The sequence below is a fragment of the Kitasatospora sp. NPDC093806 genome (assembly GCF_040683335.1).
Classification (GTDB): Bacteria; Actinomycetota; Actinomycetes; order Streptomycetales; family Streptomycetaceae; genus Kitasatospora.
In genome coordinates this window covers 136,680-154,867 of record NZ_JBFBDO010000003.1, presented here as the reverse complement: position 1 = coordinate 154,867, position 18,188 = coordinate 136,680, and the positions used below count along the sequence as shown (strand labels likewise).

Annotated in this window: 14 protein-coding genes; 2 read left to right on the top strand and 12 right to left on the bottom strand. The window is 74.8% G+C overall.

Translation table 11 applies throughout. From position 1 onward, the window contains the following. Window positions 1–145: 145 nt before the first annotated feature. Both abc-f and AB0N76_RS04235 read right to left on the bottom strand, forming a co-directional pair. Window positions 146–1,744, bottom strand: coding sequence for a ribosomal protection-like ABC-F family protein (gene abc-f / locus AB0N76_RS04240; RefSeq protein ID WP_363552958.1), 1,599 nt, complete (start codon window positions 1,742–1,744; stop codon window positions 146–148). A 222-nt stretch (window positions 1,745–1,966) separates the two neighbouring features. Further along, window positions 1,967–2,896 (bottom strand): hypothetical protein, encoded by a 930-nt coding sequence (locus tag AB0N76_RS04235; protein ID WP_363552956.1) that lies wholly within the window; start codon window positions 2,894–2,896, stop codon window positions 1,967–1,969. Window positions 2,897–3,272: 376 nt separating this feature from the next. Here AB0N76_RS04235 and AB0N76_RS04230 point away from each other — a divergent pair, with 376 nt between their 5' ends. Beyond that, complete coding sequence (locus AB0N76_RS04230; protein WP_363552954.1) at window positions 3,273–4,607, top strand: glycosyl hydrolase; 1,335 nt, start codon at window positions 3,273–3,275, stop codon at window positions 4,605–4,607. 13 nt (window positions 4,608–4,620) lie between these two features. Here AB0N76_RS04230 and AB0N76_RS04225 read toward each other — a convergent pair whose 3' ends face one another. The 9 genes from AB0N76_RS04225 to AB0N76_RS04185 form a co-directional block, all read right to left on the bottom strand. Then, window positions 4,621–5,787: a GNAT family N-acetyltransferase gene (locus tag AB0N76_RS04225; protein WP_363552952.1), complete on the bottom strand. Its 1,167-nt coding sequence runs from the start codon at window positions 5,785–5,787 to the stop codon at window positions 4,621–4,623. Beyond that, complete coding sequence (locus AB0N76_RS04220) at window positions 5,784–6,680, bottom strand: hypothetical protein (RefSeq protein WP_363552950.1); 897 nt, start codon at window positions 6,678–6,680, stop codon at window positions 5,784–5,786. Before AB0N76_RS04220 ends, AB0N76_RS04225 begins: the two co-directional genes overlap by 4 nt. Window positions 6,681–6,747: 67 nt before the next feature. Beyond that, entirely contained in the window at window positions 6,748–7,863 is a 1,116-nt protein-coding gene (locus AB0N76_RS04215; RefSeq protein ID WP_363552948.1) for a glycosyltransferase, read from the bottom strand. Beyond that, complete coding sequence (locus AB0N76_RS04210; protein WP_363552946.1) at window positions 7,860–8,846, bottom strand: polysaccharide deacetylase family protein; 987 nt, start codon at window positions 8,844–8,846, stop codon at window positions 7,860–7,862. The genes AB0N76_RS04215 and AB0N76_RS04210 overlap by 4 nt, the downstream gene beginning before the upstream one ends. Next, window positions 8,836–10,587 (bottom strand): lipid II flippase MurJ, encoded by a 1,752-nt coding sequence (locus AB0N76_RS04205; RefSeq protein ID WP_363552944.1) that lies wholly within the window; start codon window positions 10,585–10,587, stop codon window positions 8,836–8,838. The genes AB0N76_RS04210 and AB0N76_RS04205 overlap by 11 nt, the downstream gene beginning before the upstream one ends. Further along, the gene (locus AB0N76_RS04200; RefSeq protein ID WP_363552942.1) at window positions 10,584–11,903 is read right to left on the bottom strand and encodes an O-antigen ligase family protein; all 1,320 of its coding nucleotides are present in this window, start codon (window positions 11,901–11,903) and stop codon (window positions 10,584–10,586) included. The genes AB0N76_RS04205 and AB0N76_RS04200 overlap by 4 nt, the downstream gene beginning before the upstream one ends. Window positions 11,904–11,911: 8 nt before the next feature. Continuing rightward, window positions 11,912–13,435: an exopolysaccharide biosynthesis polyprenyl glycosylphosphotransferase gene (locus AB0N76_RS04195; protein WP_363552940.1), complete on the bottom strand. Its 1,524-nt coding sequence runs from the start codon at window positions 13,433–13,435 to the stop codon at window positions 11,912–11,914. Between the two features lie 333 nt (window positions 13,436–13,768). Continuing rightward, window positions 13,769–14,923 carry a glycosyltransferase gene (locus tag AB0N76_RS04190; protein ID WP_363552938.1) on the bottom strand — a complete coding sequence of 385 codons (1,155 nt, stop codon included), beginning with the start codon at window positions 14,921–14,923 and terminating at the stop codon, window positions 13,769–13,771. A 141-nt stretch (window positions 14,924–15,064) separates the two neighbouring features. After that, on the bottom strand, window positions 15,065–15,505 hold the full coding sequence (locus AB0N76_RS04185; RefSeq protein ID WP_363552936.1) for an SRPBCC family protein: 441 nt from the start codon (window positions 15,503–15,505) through the stop codon (window positions 15,065–15,067). Between the two features lie 144 nt (window positions 15,506–15,649). Here AB0N76_RS04185 and AB0N76_RS04180 point away from each other — a divergent pair, with 144 nt between their 5' ends. Beyond that, window positions 15,650–16,543: a HipA family kinase gene (locus tag AB0N76_RS04180; RefSeq protein WP_363552934.1), complete on the top strand. Its 894-nt coding sequence runs from the start codon at window positions 15,650–15,652 to the stop codon at window positions 16,541–16,543. Window positions 16,544–16,638: 95 nt separating this feature from the next. Here the strand turns inward: AB0N76_RS04180 and AB0N76_RS04175 are convergent, their stop codons facing one another. Next, complete coding sequence (locus tag AB0N76_RS04175; protein ID WP_363552932.1) at window positions 16,639–18,129, bottom strand: S8 family serine peptidase; 1,491 nt, start codon at window positions 18,127–18,129, stop codon at window positions 16,639–16,641. Window positions 18,130–18,188: the final 59 nt, after the last annotated feature.

The following is an 18,188-nucleotide window of genomic DNA, read 5'->3' as shown; positions in this document are numbered from 1 at the left end:
AATGCACGACCTCTTCATTCCCGGACACGCCGAAAGGACTAGTTTTTCTGGTCCAAAGGACGGACGGAATGTCTACCTCCGGCCGGACGGGAAAACGAAGGCCCGGTCGTCCGTACGGACGACCGGGCCCGCGGGCTCGGCTGGATCAGGCCAGGCTGACCAGGTCGGCGTAGGAGGGGTTCCAGAGGTCCTCGACACCGTCCGGCAGCAGGATGATCCGCTCCGGCTGGAGCGCGTCGACCGCGCCCTCGTCGTGGGTGACCAGCACGACCGCGCCGGAGAACTCGCGCAGCGCGCCGAGGATCTCCTCGCGGCTGGCCGGGTCCAGGTTGTTGGTGGGCTCGTCGAGCAGCAGCACGTTGGCGCTGGAGACCACCAGCGAGGCCAGCGCCAGCCGGGTCTTCTCGCCGCCGGAGAGCACCCCGGCCGGCTTGTCGACGTCGTCGCCGGAGAACAGGAACGAGCCGAGGATCTTGCGGATCTGCACCAGGTCGGTGTCCGGCGCGGAGGAACGCATGTTCTCCAGCACCGTCCGCTCCGGGTCCAGGGTCTCGTGCTCCTGGGCGTAGTAGCCGATCTTCAGGCCGTGGCCCGGGATCACCTCGCCGGTGTCCGGCTTCTCCACCCCGGCCAGCATCCGCAGCAGGGTGGTCTTGCCGGCGCCGTTGAAGCCCAGCACGACGACCCGGGAGCCGCGGTCGATGGCCAGGTCGACGCCGGTGAAGATCTCCAGCGAGCCGTAGGACTTGGAGAGGTCGGCGGCGGTCAGCGGGGTCTTGCCGCACGGAGCCGGGTCCGGGAAGCGCAGCTTGGCGACCTTGTCGCTCTGCCGGACCTGCTCCAGACCGGAGAGCAGCTTGTCGGCACGGCGGGCCATGTTCTGCGCGGCCACCGTCTTGGTCGCCTTGGCGCGCATCTTGTCGGCCTGCGCGTTCAGCGTGGCGGCCTTCTTCTCGGCGTTGGCCCGCTCGCGCTTGCGGCGCTTCTCGTCGTCCTCGCGCTGCTGCTGGTACTGCTTCCAGCCCATGTTGTAGACGTCGATCGCGGAGCGGTTGGCGTCCAGGTAGAAGACCTTGTTGACGACCGTCTCGACCAGCTCGACGTCGTGCGAGATGACGATGAAGCCACCCTTGTAGGTCTTCAGGAAGTCCCGCAGCCAGACGATCGAGTCGGCGTCGAGGTGGTTGGTGGGCTCGTCGAGCAGCAGCACGTCGGAGTCCGAGAAGAGGATCCGGGCCAGCTCGACGCGGCGGCGCTGACCACCGGAGAGGGTGTGCAGCGGCTGGCCCAGGATGCGGTCCGGCAGGCCCAGCGCGGCGGCGATGGTGGCGGCCTCGGCCTCGGCGGCGTACCCGCCCTTGGTGAGGAACTCGGTCTCCAGGCGCGCGTACTTCTTCATCGCGTTCTCCTGGGTGGCGCCCTTGCCGTTCGCCATCCGGTCCTCGTTCTCGCGCATCTTCCGCAGCACGGTGTCGAGGCCGCGGGCGGAGAGGATGCGGTCCTTGGCGAGGACGTCGAGGTCGCCGGTGCGCGGGTCCTGCGGCAGGTAGCCGACCTCGCCGGAGCGGACGACCGTACCCGCCGCCGGGATGCCCTCGCCGGCCAGCACCTTGGTGAGCGTGGTCTTGCCGGCGCCGTTGCGCCCGACCAGGCCGATCCGGTCGCCGGGGGCGACCTTGAAGTTCGCGGACTCGATCAGGATTCGGGCACCGGCGCGCAGTTCGAGACCGTTGGCGGAAATCATGGCTGGGGACTACTCCTGAGGCGTGGGCGGGCGCCCGGACACGTCACGGGCCGGGGCGGCGGGAAGGGGCGTCGTCGGCGGGTCGGCGTGCCGCGCGGGGCGGCGCCGCTCGTCCGCTAGTGCCCGGAGAGAACAGCCATGACGGCAAGTCTACCGGGCCGCGCGGGCGGTCCCGGAGAAGTTACCCACCGGGGGTACCCCGGCAACCCCGGCCCGGCCGGTCTACCGGGCCTGCTGCCCGGTCCTCTCGGCCGCGCAGCCGCCCGCGGGGCGGACGGCGGCGAAGGCCTCGGCCGGGCTGCCGCAGGCCGCCTCGGGCGCGGCCGCCTTGGTGTCGAAGACCTTGGGCGCGACGATCGGGCCGTCCGAGATCAGCACCCGGCGGCCGTCCAGCGCCTTCATCGAGACGCCCGGCCCGGCGTTGAGCTGCCAGCCGGAACTGTCCATCCGGTAGCCGGAGATCCCGCCGGAGACCTGCTGCCCGCCGCTGTTGGCGCAGCTGCGCGGCACCAGCACCGCGTGGTCGGTGGCCACCGTGCGGGTCGGGTCGTAGAGGCAGTTGCCGGCCGGCTTGGAGTTGTAGCGCAGGTCGCCGTCGGCGTCGCGGAAGCCCATGGTCAGGTTGGGCGTGACCACCGCCACCCAGGGCGCGGACTCCCGGACGGTGCGCAGCGAGGCCGCGGCCCGCTCGGTGGCGAGCTGCTTGCGCTGCTCCTCGGTGCGCTTGTCCGCGCCGGGCTCGCCGTCGCCGCTCAGCCAGTCGGCCAGGCCGGGCACCGCCCGGTGCCAGCGCACCGCGTGGTCGCCGGGCCGGACCGAGGTGACCAGGCCGTCGTCCCAGACCACCACGGCGCTCTCGCCGGCCATCGCCAGGTAGAGCGCGGTGGCACCCTCGCGCTGGTACGACCAGGCGTGCTCGCCGGTGGCCTTGTGGTACGCCTCCAGGCCCGGCCCGACCCGGAGGTCGAGGTCGGCGGCGTCCAGCGTCACGGCGGCGTCCGGGCTGGCCTCCGAGGCGCCCTTGGCGGCCACCCGGTCGCCGAACGGGACCGGCTTGTTGGCGTGCGCGGCCGCGCCCGCCACAAGGACCAGCAGCACCGCCGAGGCAGGGAGGATCGACCGGGGGCTGAGGGCGCGCGACTTCCAGGACACGGCCGGAGCGTACCTTTCGGCGGCCGCGCGAGTCAGCCGGGCTTCTCCCGGCCGCCCGACGGCGGAACCCCACCCACCGTTTCCGTCCGCCCCGCCGGCGCCGGCCCACCGACCTGCGCCGTCGGGCCCGGTGGCACCCCGGCCGCCGCCCGGGCCGGGCGCCCCGGCGGACCGCCCGCCACCGCCAGGACTGTTACCGAGGTGATACATGACACACCGCCGGACGGCGGTTCGAATATCGCCCACTTTAGGGTGACATTCGGCTTTTCCCCCTCCGCTCGGGCCTACTGTCGGCAAGCGGGGCACCACGCTGCGTCGCCCTGCCCAGCTCCGCCCCGACCGTGGCACCACCCGGGGCACCGCCCGAGGAGAGACCATGCGATTCGGCCGCCTGGCGCTGGCAGCCGCCGCCCTGCTGCTGCTCACCACCGCCAGCGTCCCCGCCGGGACGCCACTGAGCCAGACCGAGCGGCACACCCTCTCCTCCGACGCGATCTCACCGCGCGGGGCCGCCCCCCGGCCGCCGGTCCAGCGGCCCCCGCACGAACCGCCGTTCGGGGCCTTCGTCGGCTCCTGGGACAACTACATCCCGCAGATCAACCGGTACGCGCAGTGGCTCGGCAACGCCAACCTCCAGGTCGGCCACACCTACCTGGCCGGCAACGGCTGGTCGGACGTCGAGGGCGAGCCGGCGGTGCTCGGCATGTGGTCGCAGTGGCGGCTGGCCGACCCGTCCCGGATGCTCATCCTCGGCGTGCCGATGCTGGTGCCCAACGAGGCCAACGTGCCGGACGGCGAGGTGGCCCGGCTGCTCGCCCAGGGCGCGCGCGGCGACTTCGACCGGCACTTCCTCCGGCTGGCCCGCCGGCTGGTCGCCCTGGGCGGCGCGGACACCGTGCTCACCCTCGGCTGGGAGATGAACGGCGTCACCTACACGCACCGCTGCAAGCCCGACCCGACCGCCTGGAAGACCTACTGGCGGCGGATCGTCACGGTGATGCGCTCAGTACCCGGGCAGCGGTTCCGCTTCGACTTCACGCCCAACCGCGGCCTGGACGCGATCCCGTGGACCAAGTGCTACCCGGGCGACGACGTGGTCGACATCATCGGCATGGACAGCTACGACCAGCCGGCCGGCGGCACCTTCACCGACTACGTGAGCGAGCCGTACGGGCTGCAGGACCAGGTCGAGTTCGCGGCCCGGCACGGCAAGCCGGTCTCGTACCCCGAGTGGGGCCTGTTCCGGAACGGGGACAACCCGGAGTTCGTGCAGCGGATGGTGGAGTGGATCCGCACCCACGACACCGCGTACCAGACCGTCACCGACTACTGTCCGCACGGGTTCTGGCAGTGCGACCGGAACCCGCGCTCCAGCGCCCGGTTCCGGCAGCTGATGGCCGGCTCCAAGGGCGCGACCACCCCGACCGCCCCGACCCAGCCGCCGGCCCCGGGCACCCCGACCCAGCCGGCCACCCCGGCCACTCCGACCGCCCCGGTGCAGCCGACGGCGCCGGCCTCCCCGTCCCCGGCGGCCTCGCCGACCTTCTCGGGCAGCCCCGCGGCCTCCCCCACCGCGCCGCTCGTGCCGACCGCGCCCACCTCGCCCGCCGCGCCCGCCGCGCCGACGCCGGCGGCCCGGCCCACGACGAGCCCGACCCCGACCACGCTGCCGAGCCCGTCGCGCACGGCCCGGCCCTGGTGGTGGTGGTAGCCGGCCCGGCGGGTCAGCTCCGCCGACGGGCTGCCAAGGCCTCCTTGAGCCTCGGCAGCCGGGTGGTGAGGACGTGCACGGCCGCCTTCCGGGCGCGCACCGCGCCACCCCGGGCGGCGGCCGCCGGGGCCGGGCCGCGCGGGCCGAACAGCAACCGCTCGTTGGGCAGCCGGTCCGGCCGCCAGCGCTGCTTGTACGGCTCCTGGCCGCGCAGCAGGCTGAGCACCGGGATCCCCGCGCCGATCGTCTCGTCCAGCGCCGCGCCGAACAGCAGCCCCGCGATGTCCAGCCGGTCCCGCAGCTTCGGGTGCGCGCCGTACAGGTAGAGGCCGCCGAAGGACGGGCAGAGCAGCAGCAGGTTCACCGCCACCAGCTCGCCCTCCAGCCAGTACTGGTGGACGGCCGCCCGGCCGGTGGCGACCAGGCCGGCGGTGGACTCGTCCAGGTGCCGGGCGAACCGCTCGGTCCGGTGCTCCGGCGTGACGCCGCGGTCCTGCCACTGCAGGAAGTGCAGCCGCAGCAGCCCGTCCAGTGCCTCCGGCACGTCCTCGGGCGCGGTCGAGCGCACCTCCACCCCGGACTCGGCGATCTTGCGCAGCTTGACCCGGCTGCGCTGGGCGGTCTTGCCGGGCACCCGCTTGAGGATCTCGTTCATCGGGACCGCGGGCAGGTACTGGCAGAGCGAGTCGGCGAAGCGGCGGCGCCGGCCGCGCCACTGTTCGAAGACCCGCTGGACGGCCGCCTCCGGGCGGACCTCACGCAGGTCGAGGCTGTGCCAGGGGCGGGTGAGCGGCAGGGCGGCGGCGAACTCGGCGGCCGCGCGCTCGGCGCAGGAGTCGTCGAGCAGGATGTCGGTGTAGTCGATCAGGCCGGCGCCGAGCCCGGTCAGGCCGCCGAGCGGGCCGCGGCGGCGCTGGAACGCGCCCGCGCCGACCAGTCGGCCGTCCCGGCGCACCAGCACCACCAGCAGGGCGCCGGGACGGCCGTACTGGCGCCACCAGGAGCGCTGCCAGACGGCGGCCTGGAAGAAGGTGGCGGTCCCGCAGCGGGTGACCAGGTCGTCCCACTCCTCCGCGAGGGTGTCCAGGGCGTCGTCCTCGCGGCGGAGCTCGGTGGTCCAGCGGGGGCGGCAGGCCTGGGCGGGGAGGCCGGTGGCGGGGGCGGCGGCCTCGGTGCTCATCGGCCGCTCCCGACGGTGGTCCCGGCCGCCTTGGGGCCGGTCTTGGGCTCGGTCTTGGGGTCGGTCTTGGACTTGGCCTCCTTGGCGTCCTTGGCGTCGGCCTCGTCCGTGCCCTTCGCCCGGTCCTTCTCCCTGTCCCGGTCCTTCTCCTTGCCGCCGCTGTCCTTCCCCTCGGGCTCGGCCTCGCCCTTCGGTTCGGCCTTGACCTCGACCTTCACCCCGGCCTTGGCCTTGTCCTCGTCCGCCGGCTCGGCGGCCCGCGGACGCGGGGTGGTCGGGCCGCCCGGCCCGGGCTCGGTGGGTGCGGGCTCGGCGGGCCCGGACACGGGTTCGGCGGTACGGCGGCGGCGGGTCATCATCACCAGCGCCCCGATCAGCACCCCGGCCGCGCCGCCGACCGCCACGTCCAGCTGGGCGGACGGCGTGGTCGGCTTGTCGGGCTCGGCGGCGGCCGCCAGCGGCACCAGCCGGACCCCGGTCTCCTTGCTGCTGACGTTGCCGAAGGCCACCAGCGAGCGGGCCACCGCGTCCGCCGCCAGGACGGCCTCCTGCGGGTTGGCGCCGGTGCCGGTGATCTCGATCATCGGGGCGTCCGGCGAGGTGGTGCCGTGTACCAAGGCCTCCAGGTCGGCCCGGCGGTGCCCGGTCTCGGCGGCGGCCGCCGCGAGCACCTGCGGCTGGCCGGCCAGCCGGCCGTACGCCTGGGCGAAGTTGACCGCGGTGGCGGCCTCCCCGACGTTCTCCGGCACCACGATCACGTAGGAGTTGGCGGCGTACGAGGGCTGGGCCACCGCGGCGTACCCGGCGCCGGCGGCGGCGCCCAGCGGGACCGCGAGGGCCATCGGCCACCAGCGGCGGGCCAGCCGGATGGCGCTTCGGCGCGGATCGGTCATCGGGACTCCTTGGGTATGAGGGCCGCCCGGCCGGCGGCCCGGCGTCTGGGAAGCTCCGGGTCCCGGCTCAAGCGGGGGCCAGGCGGTCGTAGAGGGCGCCGAGGTCGGCGGCGACCCGGACGATGTCGTAGTGGCCGACGGCGGGGGGCCGGGGCAGCGGGTCGGTGCTGAGGTCGTCGAGGTGGCGCAGCTCGCGCAGCGCGGCGGTGTAGGCGGCGGCCTCGGACGGGATCCGGCGGGCCTGCGGGGCGGCGGTGGGCGGCAGTTCGTCCAGCGCCGGGCAGGCGCTGTGCCGGACCGGCAGGCCGGCCGCGAGCCCCTCCAGCACGCCGAGGCCGAAGGTCTCCTCGGTGGAGGGGGCGGCCAGCACGTCGAGGGCGGTGAGCAGTTCGGGCACGTCGTCGCGTTCGCCGGTGAGCCGCACCCGGTCGCGGACGCCGAGTTCGGCGGCCCGCCGCTCCAGGGCGGCCCGTTCCGGGCCCTCGCCGATCAGCACCAGGTGTGCCGCCCGGTCCAGTCCGGCCAGCGCCTCCAGCAGCACCTCGAAGCGCTTGCCGGGGACCAGCCGGCCGACCCCGCCGATCGCCCAGCCGCCCGGCGGCAGGCCGAGCTCGGCGCGCAGCCGGGCCCGGGTGGCGGCCCGGTCGGCGGCCGGGCGGTGGTAGCGGGCGGTGTCGATGCCGTTCGGGATCAGTTCGACCCGGCCCGGCGGGACGCCCCAGGCGTGCAGGGTCTGGGCGACCTGCCGGGAGACCGCGACGGTGGTGGTGCCGAGGCGTTCGGCGGCCAGGTAGAGGCCCTTGACGCCGCGGGTGACCGGGCGGCCCTCGATCACCCCGGCGTGCAGCGAGTGCTCGGTGGCGACCACGGCCCGGACCCCGGCCAGCCGGGCGGCCAGCCGGCCGTACAGCCCGGCCCGGTAGAGGTGGGTGTGCACCACGTCGTACCGGCCGGCCCGGACCAGCCGGGCCAGCCGGGGCAGCGCCCCGAGGTCCCGGTTGCCGCGCATGCCGAGGTGGTGGACGGTGACGCCGTCGGCGCGCAGCGCGGCGGCCACCGTGCCGGGGTTGGTGAGGGCGAGCACCTCGCAGTGCTGGTGGGCCGGCAGGTGGCGGAGCAGCAGCTGGAGCTGGCGCTCGGCGCCGCCGGAGGCGAGGCCGGTGACGATGTGCAGGACCTTCACCGGGAGGCCTCGCCGGTGTTCGCCCGATCGCCGCCGGGGCGGGCGGCGCGGGTGGCCAGCCGGGAGCGGCGGAGTTCGGTGACGGTGTCGCGCAGCCGGTGCCGGCCGCGTTTGGCGCGCAGCCGCCAGGCGCCGTCGCGGTCGCCGACGTAGCAGCGCGGCAGCGCGTACCGGCCGGTGAGCGGGGAGTGCGCGATGGCGCAGGCGTAGTCGTAGCCGGCGTCGCGGACGGCCAGGGTGGCGGCCAGGTCGACGGCGCCGTACGGGTAGCAGAAGCCGGTGACCGGACCGCCGACCACCTCCTCCAGCGCGCGGCGGCTCTCCCGGGTCTGGGTGGCGAGCACGTCGGCGGGCAGTCCGGGCAGGGCCTGGTGGCCGAGGCCGTGCGAGCCGATCTCCCAGCCGGCCGCGGCGAGGTCGGTGACCTCCTGGACGGTGAGCAGGGTCTTCCGGGGGCCCTCGGTGTCCCAGTCGTTCGCGCGGCCGAGCAGGTCGGCGACCACGTACGCGGTGGCGGTGAAGCCGTAGGCCTGGAGGATCGGCACCGCGTAGCGCGCGAAGTCCGCGTAGCCGTCGTCGAAGGTGAGGCCGACCAGCTTGTCGTCCAGGCCGGCCGCCCGGGCCCGCATCAGCTCGCGGACCGAGACGCCGCGCCGGCCGCGCCGGTGCAGCCAGGCGATCTGTTCGGCGAACCGCTCGGGGCTGACCGTGAGCTGGTAGGGGTCCTCCTCCTCGACGGCCACCGAGTGGTACATCAGGATCCACGGCGAGGAGCCCTCGGCGGCGGGGGCCGCGGCGGGCGGGCGTCGGCTTCTGGGCAGCTGGGCCGGTGGCCGTCGGGTGCCGGTGCGCGGTGCGTCGGTGAACGACGGTTCGGTGCGCGGCGGTTCGGTGCGCCGTCCAGTGGCCGCCGGCGCGGCCGGCGCGGCCGGGCGGCGGACGCCCGAGGCGACCGACCGGACGGATCCCCGTTCAGCATCCATGGGGAGGCTTCCCTTCATCGGCGACAGGTGACGGGTTCGGGGCCCGGCCGGGCCCGGCGGCCCGGAGGGCGGCCCGGACGGCGGTCCGGACGGGGCCGCGCACCTCGCGGGCGTCGAGGCCGGCGCCCGCGGCGGCGAAGACCAGCAGCACGGTCAGGCCGCCGAGCGCGGTCGAGAGCAGGGGGTCGCTGGTGAGGCCGGCGGCGGGGGCGCCGAGCGCGGCGGCCGCGGCGGCGGCGACCAGCAGGCGGGCCTGGCCGCCGAGGATCCGCGGCAGGCGCAGCGGGATGCCCCGCAGGACCAGGCCGTGCAGCAGCAGGGCCGCGGTGGTGGTGATGCCGGCCGCGTTGCCGGCGGCCAGGCCGAGGGCGCCGAACCGCGGGGTGGCGAGCAGGCCGACGGTGACGGTGACGACCAGGCCGAAGGCCATCGCGCCGGCCGGGTACCAGTCGAGCAGGCGGCGGCCGCCGTCCTCGGGGCGCGGGTCCCCGGCCCGGCGGACCACCGGGCGGAGCGAGAAGTAGGGGCGGATCATCACGCCGATCAGGGCCTGCGCGGGCACGCCGAAGCTGTAGACCCGGATGACGGCGGCGGTGGCGGCGGTGTCCCGGGGGCCGAACGCGCCGCGTTCGAAGAGCAGCGCGACCATCGAGGGGGCGCAGGCCATCAGGAAGGCGGTGCCGAGCAGGACGACCGCCGCCGCCTGGCCGAGGTCCTTCTCGACCCGGTCGCGGGCGGCGGTGAGGTCCCCGGCGGCGAGCGCCCGGGCGACCAGCGGGAAGGTGACGGTGACGATCAGGATGCCCGCGGTCATGGCGAGTTGGGACACCTTGGCCGCGTAGTTGAGGTGCGAGATGGTGCCGGGCGGCAGGCCCGAGCCGAGGTAGCGCTCGATGAAGACCTGGGCCTGGCGGGTCAGGGTGAACGCGCCGACCGGCAGCAGGGCGAGCGGGATCAGCACCAGGGTGTTGCGGGAGCGGCGGCCGCGGCCGCGGCGGGCGGTGCCGGCGCGCAGTCCGCGCAGGAACGGGCCGACCAGCAGGCCGGCCATCAGCAGGCTGCCGAGGGCGACGCCGATCGCGGCGGAGCGCACACCCCAGATGCCGTGGCAGGTGAGCAGGACGCCGAGGATGCCGAGGTTGTAGGCGACGTAGATGCCGGCCGGGGCGGTGAAGCGGTGGTGGGCGCGCAGCGCGGCGGCCAGGTAGCCGGCCACGCCGAACGGCAGCACGGTGATCGCGGTGATCCGGGTGCAGGTGACGGCGAGGCCGGGGTTGGCCAGGCCGGGGGCGAGCAGCTCGACGAGCTGGGGGGCGCCGAGGGCGGCGCCGAGCGAGAGGGTGGAGAGCGCGAGCAGCAGCCAGGGCAGGGTGGCGCGGACGAGCTGGCGGACCGGGTCGGGGCCGTCGGGGCGTTCCTCGCGGAGCACCAGGGCGAGGGCGAAGGCGGGCACCATGAGGAAGGACATGGCGTCCTCGATGAGCAGCGGTGCGGCGGTCTCCGGGACGGTCCAGGCGACCAGGAAGGCGTCGGTGCCCTGGTTGGCGCCGAAGTAGCGGGCCAGCAGGAGGTCGCGGAGCAGGCCGAGCGCGGAGCCGGCGGCGCTGAGGACGGCGGTGACGCCGAAGGCCTTGGCGAGGAAGCCGCGGCGGGGGACGCCGCTGGGCGAGGAGCCGCTCGGCGCCCGGCGGGGGGCGGGGAGCGCGGGGGTGTCGAGGGCGGTGGGCTGCTCCGTCGTCATGCGCGGACCTCGCGGGGGCGGGCCGCGCGGGCGGCGAGGCCGAGCACGATCGAGGTCAGCACGGTGGTGGTGCCGCCGATGTCGGCGTAGAGGAAGTCGATCAGGACCCAGACGAGCAGGGCGAGCGCGGCGAGGCCGGGGCCTGCCGCGTGGCGGAGGGTGCCGAGGAGCAGGCCGAGGAAGAGCAGGCCGTAGGCGATGAGGCCGATCAGGCCCTGTTCGCTGAGCACCAGGAAGTACATGTTGTGCGGCGAGAGCAGCGGTTCGCGCTGGAAGCCGTGGGTGGCGTCGGCGGTGTCGCTGCCGGAGGAGAGCCGCAACGGGGCGTGGCTGTCCCGCAGTTGCTGGAAGGCCTTGGGGCCGGCGCCGGAGACCGGGTGGTCCTGCCAGATCCGCCCGGCGGTGGCCCACAGGTCGTAGCGGTCGGAGACGGACTGGTCGGGGGCCGCGGAGACGGAGCCGATCGAGGTGAGCCGGTCGGTGACGCCGGAGCCGCCGAGGCCGAAGCCGCCGACCAGGACGACGACGGCGGCCAGGCCGAGGACGGCGCTGCGGACGGCGAGCCGGGCGTCGGCGCGCAGCAGCAGGACGGTGGCGGCCGCGGCGGTGGCGATCCAGCTGCCGCGGCTGAAGGAGACGGCGAGCGGGAGGGCGAGGAAGGCGGCGGCCGCGAACATCGCCCGCCGCAGCCTCGGGTCGCCGCCGGTGCCCCGCTCGCCGAGGGCCAGCGCCAGCGCGGCGAGCAGGCCGAAGCTGACCACCGTGGACATCGCCATGATGTCCAGCGCGCCGAAGGTGCCGACGGCGCGGATCGGGCGGCCGGCGTAGGAGGCGCCCGTTCCGGTGAGGAACTGGTGGACGCCGACCACGCCCTGGATCAGCGCGGCGGCCACGAAGGAGCCGAGCACCAGCCGCTGGTCGGTGCGGTCGCGCAGGGCGCACAGCACCGCGGCCGGGACCAGGACGAAGACCTGGGTGAGCCGGACGAAGCCGGTGAGGCTGGTCGCCGGGTCGATCGAGCCGACGGTGGCGACCGCGGCGGCGGTCACCACCGCGCCGAACCGGACGGCGTCGGCCCGGCCGATCGCGGGGGCCCGGCCGCGCAGCAGGTGCACGGCGGTGAGCGCGACCAGGGCGAGCGAGGCCAGGTCGGCGGCGGTGATGTGGACGGCGGCCGCGACGTCCTTCTCGCCGGTGGGGACGCAGACCAGCAGCACGGTGGCGGCGGCCAGCAGGCTGGGCCGCCGGTCGAGCGCGGCCCCCGCACGCCGTAACAGGCTTGCCGGACGCGGGGTTTCGGCGAGGGTCAGGGCCACGGCGTTGATCAGCTCCCGTCCGGGTGGAGCATGAGGGCCGCGGTGCGGCACAGGATCTTGACGTCCTGCCAGAGGCTCCAGCTCTCGATGTAGCGGTTGTCGAAGCGGGCCCGGTCCTCGATCGAGGTGTCGCCCCGCAGTCCGTTGACCTGGGCGAGGCCGGTGAGGCCGACCGGGACGCGGTGGCGGTCCGCGTACTCGGGGTAGGCCTGGCTGAACCGCATGACGAAGTAGGGGCGTTCGGGGCGCGGGCCGACCAGGCTCATGTCGCCGCGCAGCACGTTCCACAGCTGCGGGAGCTCGTCGAGGGAGCTGCGGCGCAGCAGCCGGCCGACGGCGCCCATCCGGTGGTCCTGGGCGATGTTCCAGCGGGTGGCGGACTCGTGCTCGTTGCTCGGGCGCAGGGTGCGGAACTTGAGGACGGTGAAGACCCGGCCGTCGAGTCCGGTGCGCTGCTGGCGGAAGAGGACGCCGGGGCCGGTGTCGAAGCGGACGGCGAGCGCGCAGAGGGCGAGCACGGGGGACAGCAGCAGCAGGCCGAGGCCGGCGGCGGTGATGTCGAGGGTGCGCTTGGCGAGCCAGCCGGGGCGGCGGGTCGCGGCGCGGCCGACCCGTAGACAGGGGAAGCCCCAGAGGTGGTCGGCGCCGGCCAGCGGTCCGGCGCCGAGCGAGCCGTACTCGCGCAGGGCGGGGACCAGCCAGACCTGGCAGCCGAGCCGGGCGGCGTCCCGCAGGGCGGCGGCGGTCTCGGCCTCGTCGGCGGCGCCGGCGGTGGCGACCACGTGGTGGACGCGGTGGCGGCGGATCTCGCGTTCGAGGACCTCGCGGCCGCCGAGCACCGGCAGGTCGGTGTCGCCGGCGAGCAGCGGCGGGTCGGGGTCGAGGAAGCCGACCGGGCGCATGCCGTACTCGCGGCGCTCGCTGAGGGCGGCGGCGACCCGGCGGCCGAGCCGGCCGGCGCCGAGCACCAGGACGGGGCTGGGCCGGCTGCGGCGGATCCGGCGGACCAGGTGGTAGAGCAGGGCGCGGCCGCAGACGGCGAGCAGCAGCTGGGTGCCGAGCAGGACGGTGAGCCGGGCCGGGGTGGCGGGGCCGGAGTCGGGCCAGTGGCCTTCGAGGCAGCCGGCCAGGCTGATCGCGAAGGCGGCGGCGACCACGGCCCGCGCGGTGAGGGCGGGCAGTTCGTCGAGGACGGACAGGGTGAGCCGGGTGCGGTAGAGGCCGCCGGCGAGGTTGAGCACGAGGAGCAGCGGCAGCAGGGCGGCGACGCCGAGCAGCGGGGCGACCCGGACGGCGGGGTCCAGGGCGCGGTTGGCGATCCCGGTGGCGGTGCACAGGGCGAGGGCGTCGACGGCGACCAGGGCGACGGGCAGCGCGAACCTGACGCGGACCGGGCGGCGGTGCCGGCGGGCCGGCAGGGCGCTGCGGGTCTGGGCCGAGCGCGCCGGGCGGTCGAGCAGCCCGGTCGCGGGTGGGCGCGGGCCGGACAGGGGCCGGCCGGGCCTTGGCACGCTGTCGTGGTCAATGGTCATCAGCGCACGAACTCCCCTGCTGTGTGCCCGGGGTGACGGCGTCCCGGCACCGGATGGGCCGGGGCGGCCGTCCCGGCCCGGTGGGCTCGGTCCTGACAGCACCTGCTGCCGTTGACGGCTTCCGATTTTCTCGCGAATTCCCGGCGTGAAATCGAAACGATGCAGGCGAAATCAGACGTTACCGAACACCGACTGGATTGCTGGAAGCTGACTTGCCATTTCATTCCAGCCGCCCATTAATAGGAAGATCTGATTTACCCCCTCGTCCACAACCGGGTGAGGGTGCGAATACGGCGGCGCCTGAGCGGCGGCCATTCACGGCATGTGAAACGATCAGATGCGCTGCGGGACACGGGCGCGACGCCGCCCGGCCGCCGGTCCGGCGCCCAGCAAATCCCGGTAGATCGCGTCCACTTGTTCGACCACCGAGCGAACATCATGGCGGGCTGCGGCGTGCTCGCGCAGACGGGCACCGCGTCGCTCGCACTCGATCGGATCGGACAATGCCTCCGCCATTCGGGTGACGAGCGCGGCGACGTCCTCCGGCGGCACCACGGCGGACGCGCGTTCGGACGGCGGCAGGCACTCGCGGGCCCCGGGCACATCGGTCAGCAGCACCGGACGGCCGGCCGCCATCGCCTCCAGCGGGGCCAGCGCCATCCCCTCCCAGCGGGACGGCAGCACCACCAGGTCGGCCGCGGCCAGCCAGGGCCGGGGGTCGGCGACGTCCCCGACCAGCCGGACCCGGGACGGCTCGGCCGACTCCCGGACCAGACCGGCCAGCCGGGTCTCCTCCGGGCCGCCGCCGACCAGCGCCAGCCGGGCCGCCGGGACCAGGCGCTGCACCTCGGGCCAGGCGGCGAGCAGCACGTCCTGCCCCTTCTGCCGGCAGAGCCGGCCCACGCAGACCGCCAGCGGGGCGTCCAGCTCCAGGCCGAGGGCGATCCGGGCGGCCCGGCGCTCGGCGGGCGCGTAGTGGCGCACGTCCACGCCGTTGGGCACCACCGCCCAGTCGGCGTGCAGACCGGCCGCGACGCCGTCGGCCCGCTCCTGGACCGAGACGCAGAGCAGGCGGTGCGCCCAGCGGGTCGCGTACCGCTCCCAGCGCAGGGTGGCCGCGGCCAGCGCGCCGTCCACGGCGGCGAAGGACCAGGCGTGCGGCTGGAAGACGGTCGGCACCGCGCCGCGCACGGCCAGCCGGCCGGCCAGTCCGGCCTTGGCGCTGTGCAGGTGGAGCATGTCCGGGGCGGCCGCCCGGACGATCCGGCGCAACCGCCAGGCCTCGGCCGCGGTGGCCGGGCCGGGCGAGCGCCGGGCCGGCCAGTCCTGGACCAGCGCGCCGACCGCCGCGGCCTCCTCGGCCAGCCGGCCGCCGCCCGGACAGGCGACCAGCACCCGGTGGCCCGCCTCGCGCTGGCCCCGGACCAGGTCCACCACGACGCGGGCCACTCCACCGTCGACGGGCTGCGAAATGTGAAGGATCGTCATATGCACGGCGGCGAGCCTAGGGTGGCCGCACCGTGCCGGGGGGTCGTCCTCACCCGCACGTGGCGGGGCGTCCACCCGTACGGCGCGGCACTCGTACGGGTGGACGGACGCGTCGAACGGCCGGTCGGGTCGGGGCCGGGGTCAGCGGACCTCGGCGGCCAGGTTGGCGAGCACCTGGTCGTGGATCCGGTTCAGGCCCTTCGGCGCGAAGGTGCGCTCGAAGAAGCCGCCGATGCCGGTCGCGCCGGTCCAGGTGGCCGTGACGGTGACCTTCGACCGGCCCTCGCCGGCCGCCGCCACGGTCCAGGTGATCACCATGCTGGAGTTGGCGTCCTTCTCCACCAGCTGGTCCGGCTGCGGCGCCGAGACGGTGAACAGGCAGTCGCGGATCCGCTTCTCGGTGGCCTGGAGCTTCCAGTGCACCTGGGTGCCCGCGCCGGTGCCGCCGACCCGGACCTCGTACTCGCTGTACTGCGCGGGCAGCAGCTTGGGGCGGGTCACCTGGTAGTCGGCGAGCGCCTCGTAGACCCGCTCGGGGGCCGCGTCGTAGACCCGCTCGGTGGTGGCCTGCACCTGTCCCATGGTCGTGCTCCTTGTGCGATTCGTGCGAAGTCCCGGCGCCGTGAGGTCGTCCGGGGTACCGGCAAGCCAACCACAGCGGCCCGCGCACACCGGCCCGTGCCCTCCGCCGCCCCCGCCCCGGACCCAGGCATTAGGGTGGCCGGTGTGCTCGATCAGGTGACAGCAGTGCGCTACGTCGACCCGCTGCGGGCCGGCGGTTCGGTGCCGGGCGTGGTGGAGACCGACGACCTGGGTACCTACGTGGTCAAGTTCACCGGGGCCGCCCAGGGCCGCAAGGCGCTGGTCGCGGAGGTGATCGTCGGCGAGCTGGCCCGGCGGCTCGGCCTGCCGGTGCCCGAACTGCGGCTGGTCGACTTCGACCCGGCGGTCGCCGACGGCGAGCCGGACCCCGAGATCCAGGACATCCTGCGGGCCAGCCGCGGGCTCAACCTCGGCATGGACCTGCTGCCCGGCGCCCGCGACTTCAAGCCCGGGATGATCGAGGTCGACCCGGTCACGGCCGGCCGGGTGGTCTGGCTGGACGCGCTCACCGGCAACGTCGACCGGACCGTGCACAACCCCAACCTGATGGTCTGGCACGGCCGGCTCTGGCTGATCGACAACGGCGCCGCACTGATCTTCCACCACCGCTGGTCCGCCGCCGAGGCGGCCGTCGGCAAGGCGTACGACCTCAGCGCCCACGCCCTCGGCGGGTACCGGCCGGACGTCCGGCTGGCCGACGAGGAGCTCGGGCCGCAGGTCACCGTCGATCTGCTGGAGGAGGTGCTGGCACTCGTGCCGGACGCCTGGCTGGCCGACGAGCCGGGCTTCGACTCGGTCGAGCGGCTGCGGCACGCCTACGTCACCCACCTGGCGGCCCGGGCGGTGCTCTCCCCCGAGTGGCTGCCGGCCGGGTTCGCGACGCCCGAGCAGCTGCGCGAGGCGGAGCGGCGGCAGGCCGCGCGCAGCCGGGCCGGCCGGCCCGCCTGGCTCCAGGAGGTACCGGACCTGCACGGCAAGCCCTCGGTGGAGACGGTCTGGGAGCACCACTTCGATTGAGCCCCGGTGGGCCCTGGTGGGCGGACATGCCGAAGGGGAGCGGGACGTGTGTCCCGCTCCCCTTCGTTTCAGTGCGTCAGTGGCTCAGTGGCGCGTCAGCGCCACCACTGGACCGCCTTCTCGGCGTTGATGATGCCCGCGCCGTAGAAGCCGTTGTCGTCCGCGCCGCCCTCGCAGGTGGCGGCCCACTCGCCGGCACCGCCCGGGTTGTACGGGCCCGACGGGCAGGCGTGCGACTCGGCCTGGCTGGTGAGCATCTCGGTCAGCTCGTCCGCGCTGGCCCACGGGAAGGTGCTGGCCAGCAGGGCGAGCACGCCGGCGGCGTGCGGGGAGGCCATCGAGGTGCCCTGCATGTAGCCGTACTTGCCACCGGGGATGGTGGACAGGGTGCGGCCGTTCTTGTCCGGGGTGTCCGGGATCTGGTAGCGGCGGTCGCCACCGGGGGCGGCCACGGTGACCTTGCCCTTGCCGTAGCTGGAGTAGTACGACTTGTCGCCGTTGACGCCCACCGAGGAGACCGCGACCACGCCGTCGAGCTCGGTCGGCAGGTTCAGGCAGTCCTGGGTGATCGGGCGCTCGGCCGGCGTGGTGTCGTCCGGGCTGGCGACGTCCTTGGTCTTGTGGGCCAGGTCGATGTTCTCGTTGCCGGCCGCGGCGACGTTGAGGACGCCCTTGCGCTGCGAGAACTCGACGGCGCGGCGGACGGCGGTGGTGATCGCCGCCTGGTCCGCGTCGTTCTGGCAGTTGAACATCCACGGGTCGACGAAGTAGCTGTTGTTCGTGACCTTGAACTTGTGCTCACCGGCCCAGACGAAGCCGCAGATGGCGTACTCCGGGTAGATGAAGCCGCCGTCGTCGACGACCTTGACCGCGGCCAGCTTGACGTTCGGGGCGATGCCCTCGATGCCCTTGCCGTTCTTGGCGGCGGCGATGGTGCCGGCCACGTGGGTGCCGTGGTCACCGTCGACACCCGGCTGCCAGGCGTCCCAGGCGGTGTTGGGCTTGCCGCCGTCGATGCAGGAGACCGACTGCGAGGCGTCGATGTTGGCGGCGAGGTCCTCGTGCTTGCCGTCGATGCCGGAGTCCAGCACGCCGACGGTCACCTTGTTGCTGCCCAGGGACAGCTTGTGGGCCTTGTCGACGCCGATCTGGCGCATGTCCCACTGGTTGGCCCAGTAGGGCTCCTCGCCGGCGGCGGGGGCGGCGGTCGGCTCGGCGGCGACCTCGGCCTTCTGGCTCTCGGCGGCGACGATGCCCTTGGTGCGGCTGGCACCGACCGACTCGACGCCCTTGGCCTGCCGCAGCTTGGCGGCGAACTTGGTGTCGTTCGAGCGGGCGATCACCACGCCGATCTGCTCGTAGGAGTACACCACGGTGCCGCCGAGGGTCTGGATCGCCTTCTCGACCTTCTGCACCTGGCCGTGGTTGGCCTTGGTGTTGACGACGTAGCTGAGCAGCGGACCGGTCGTCGGCTCGGCCCCGGCCGCGGCGACGGCGGTGCCGGACGGCAGCGCGAGGGCGCCGGCGGTGGCGAGGACGAGGCCCACCGCCGCATACCGGGTCCGGCTGATCCGAGGAACACTCATAGGGGTTGGCCCTCCCGAGTCGTCATGCAGCAGCTGCGGTTTGGCAGGTGCAAGTGGAA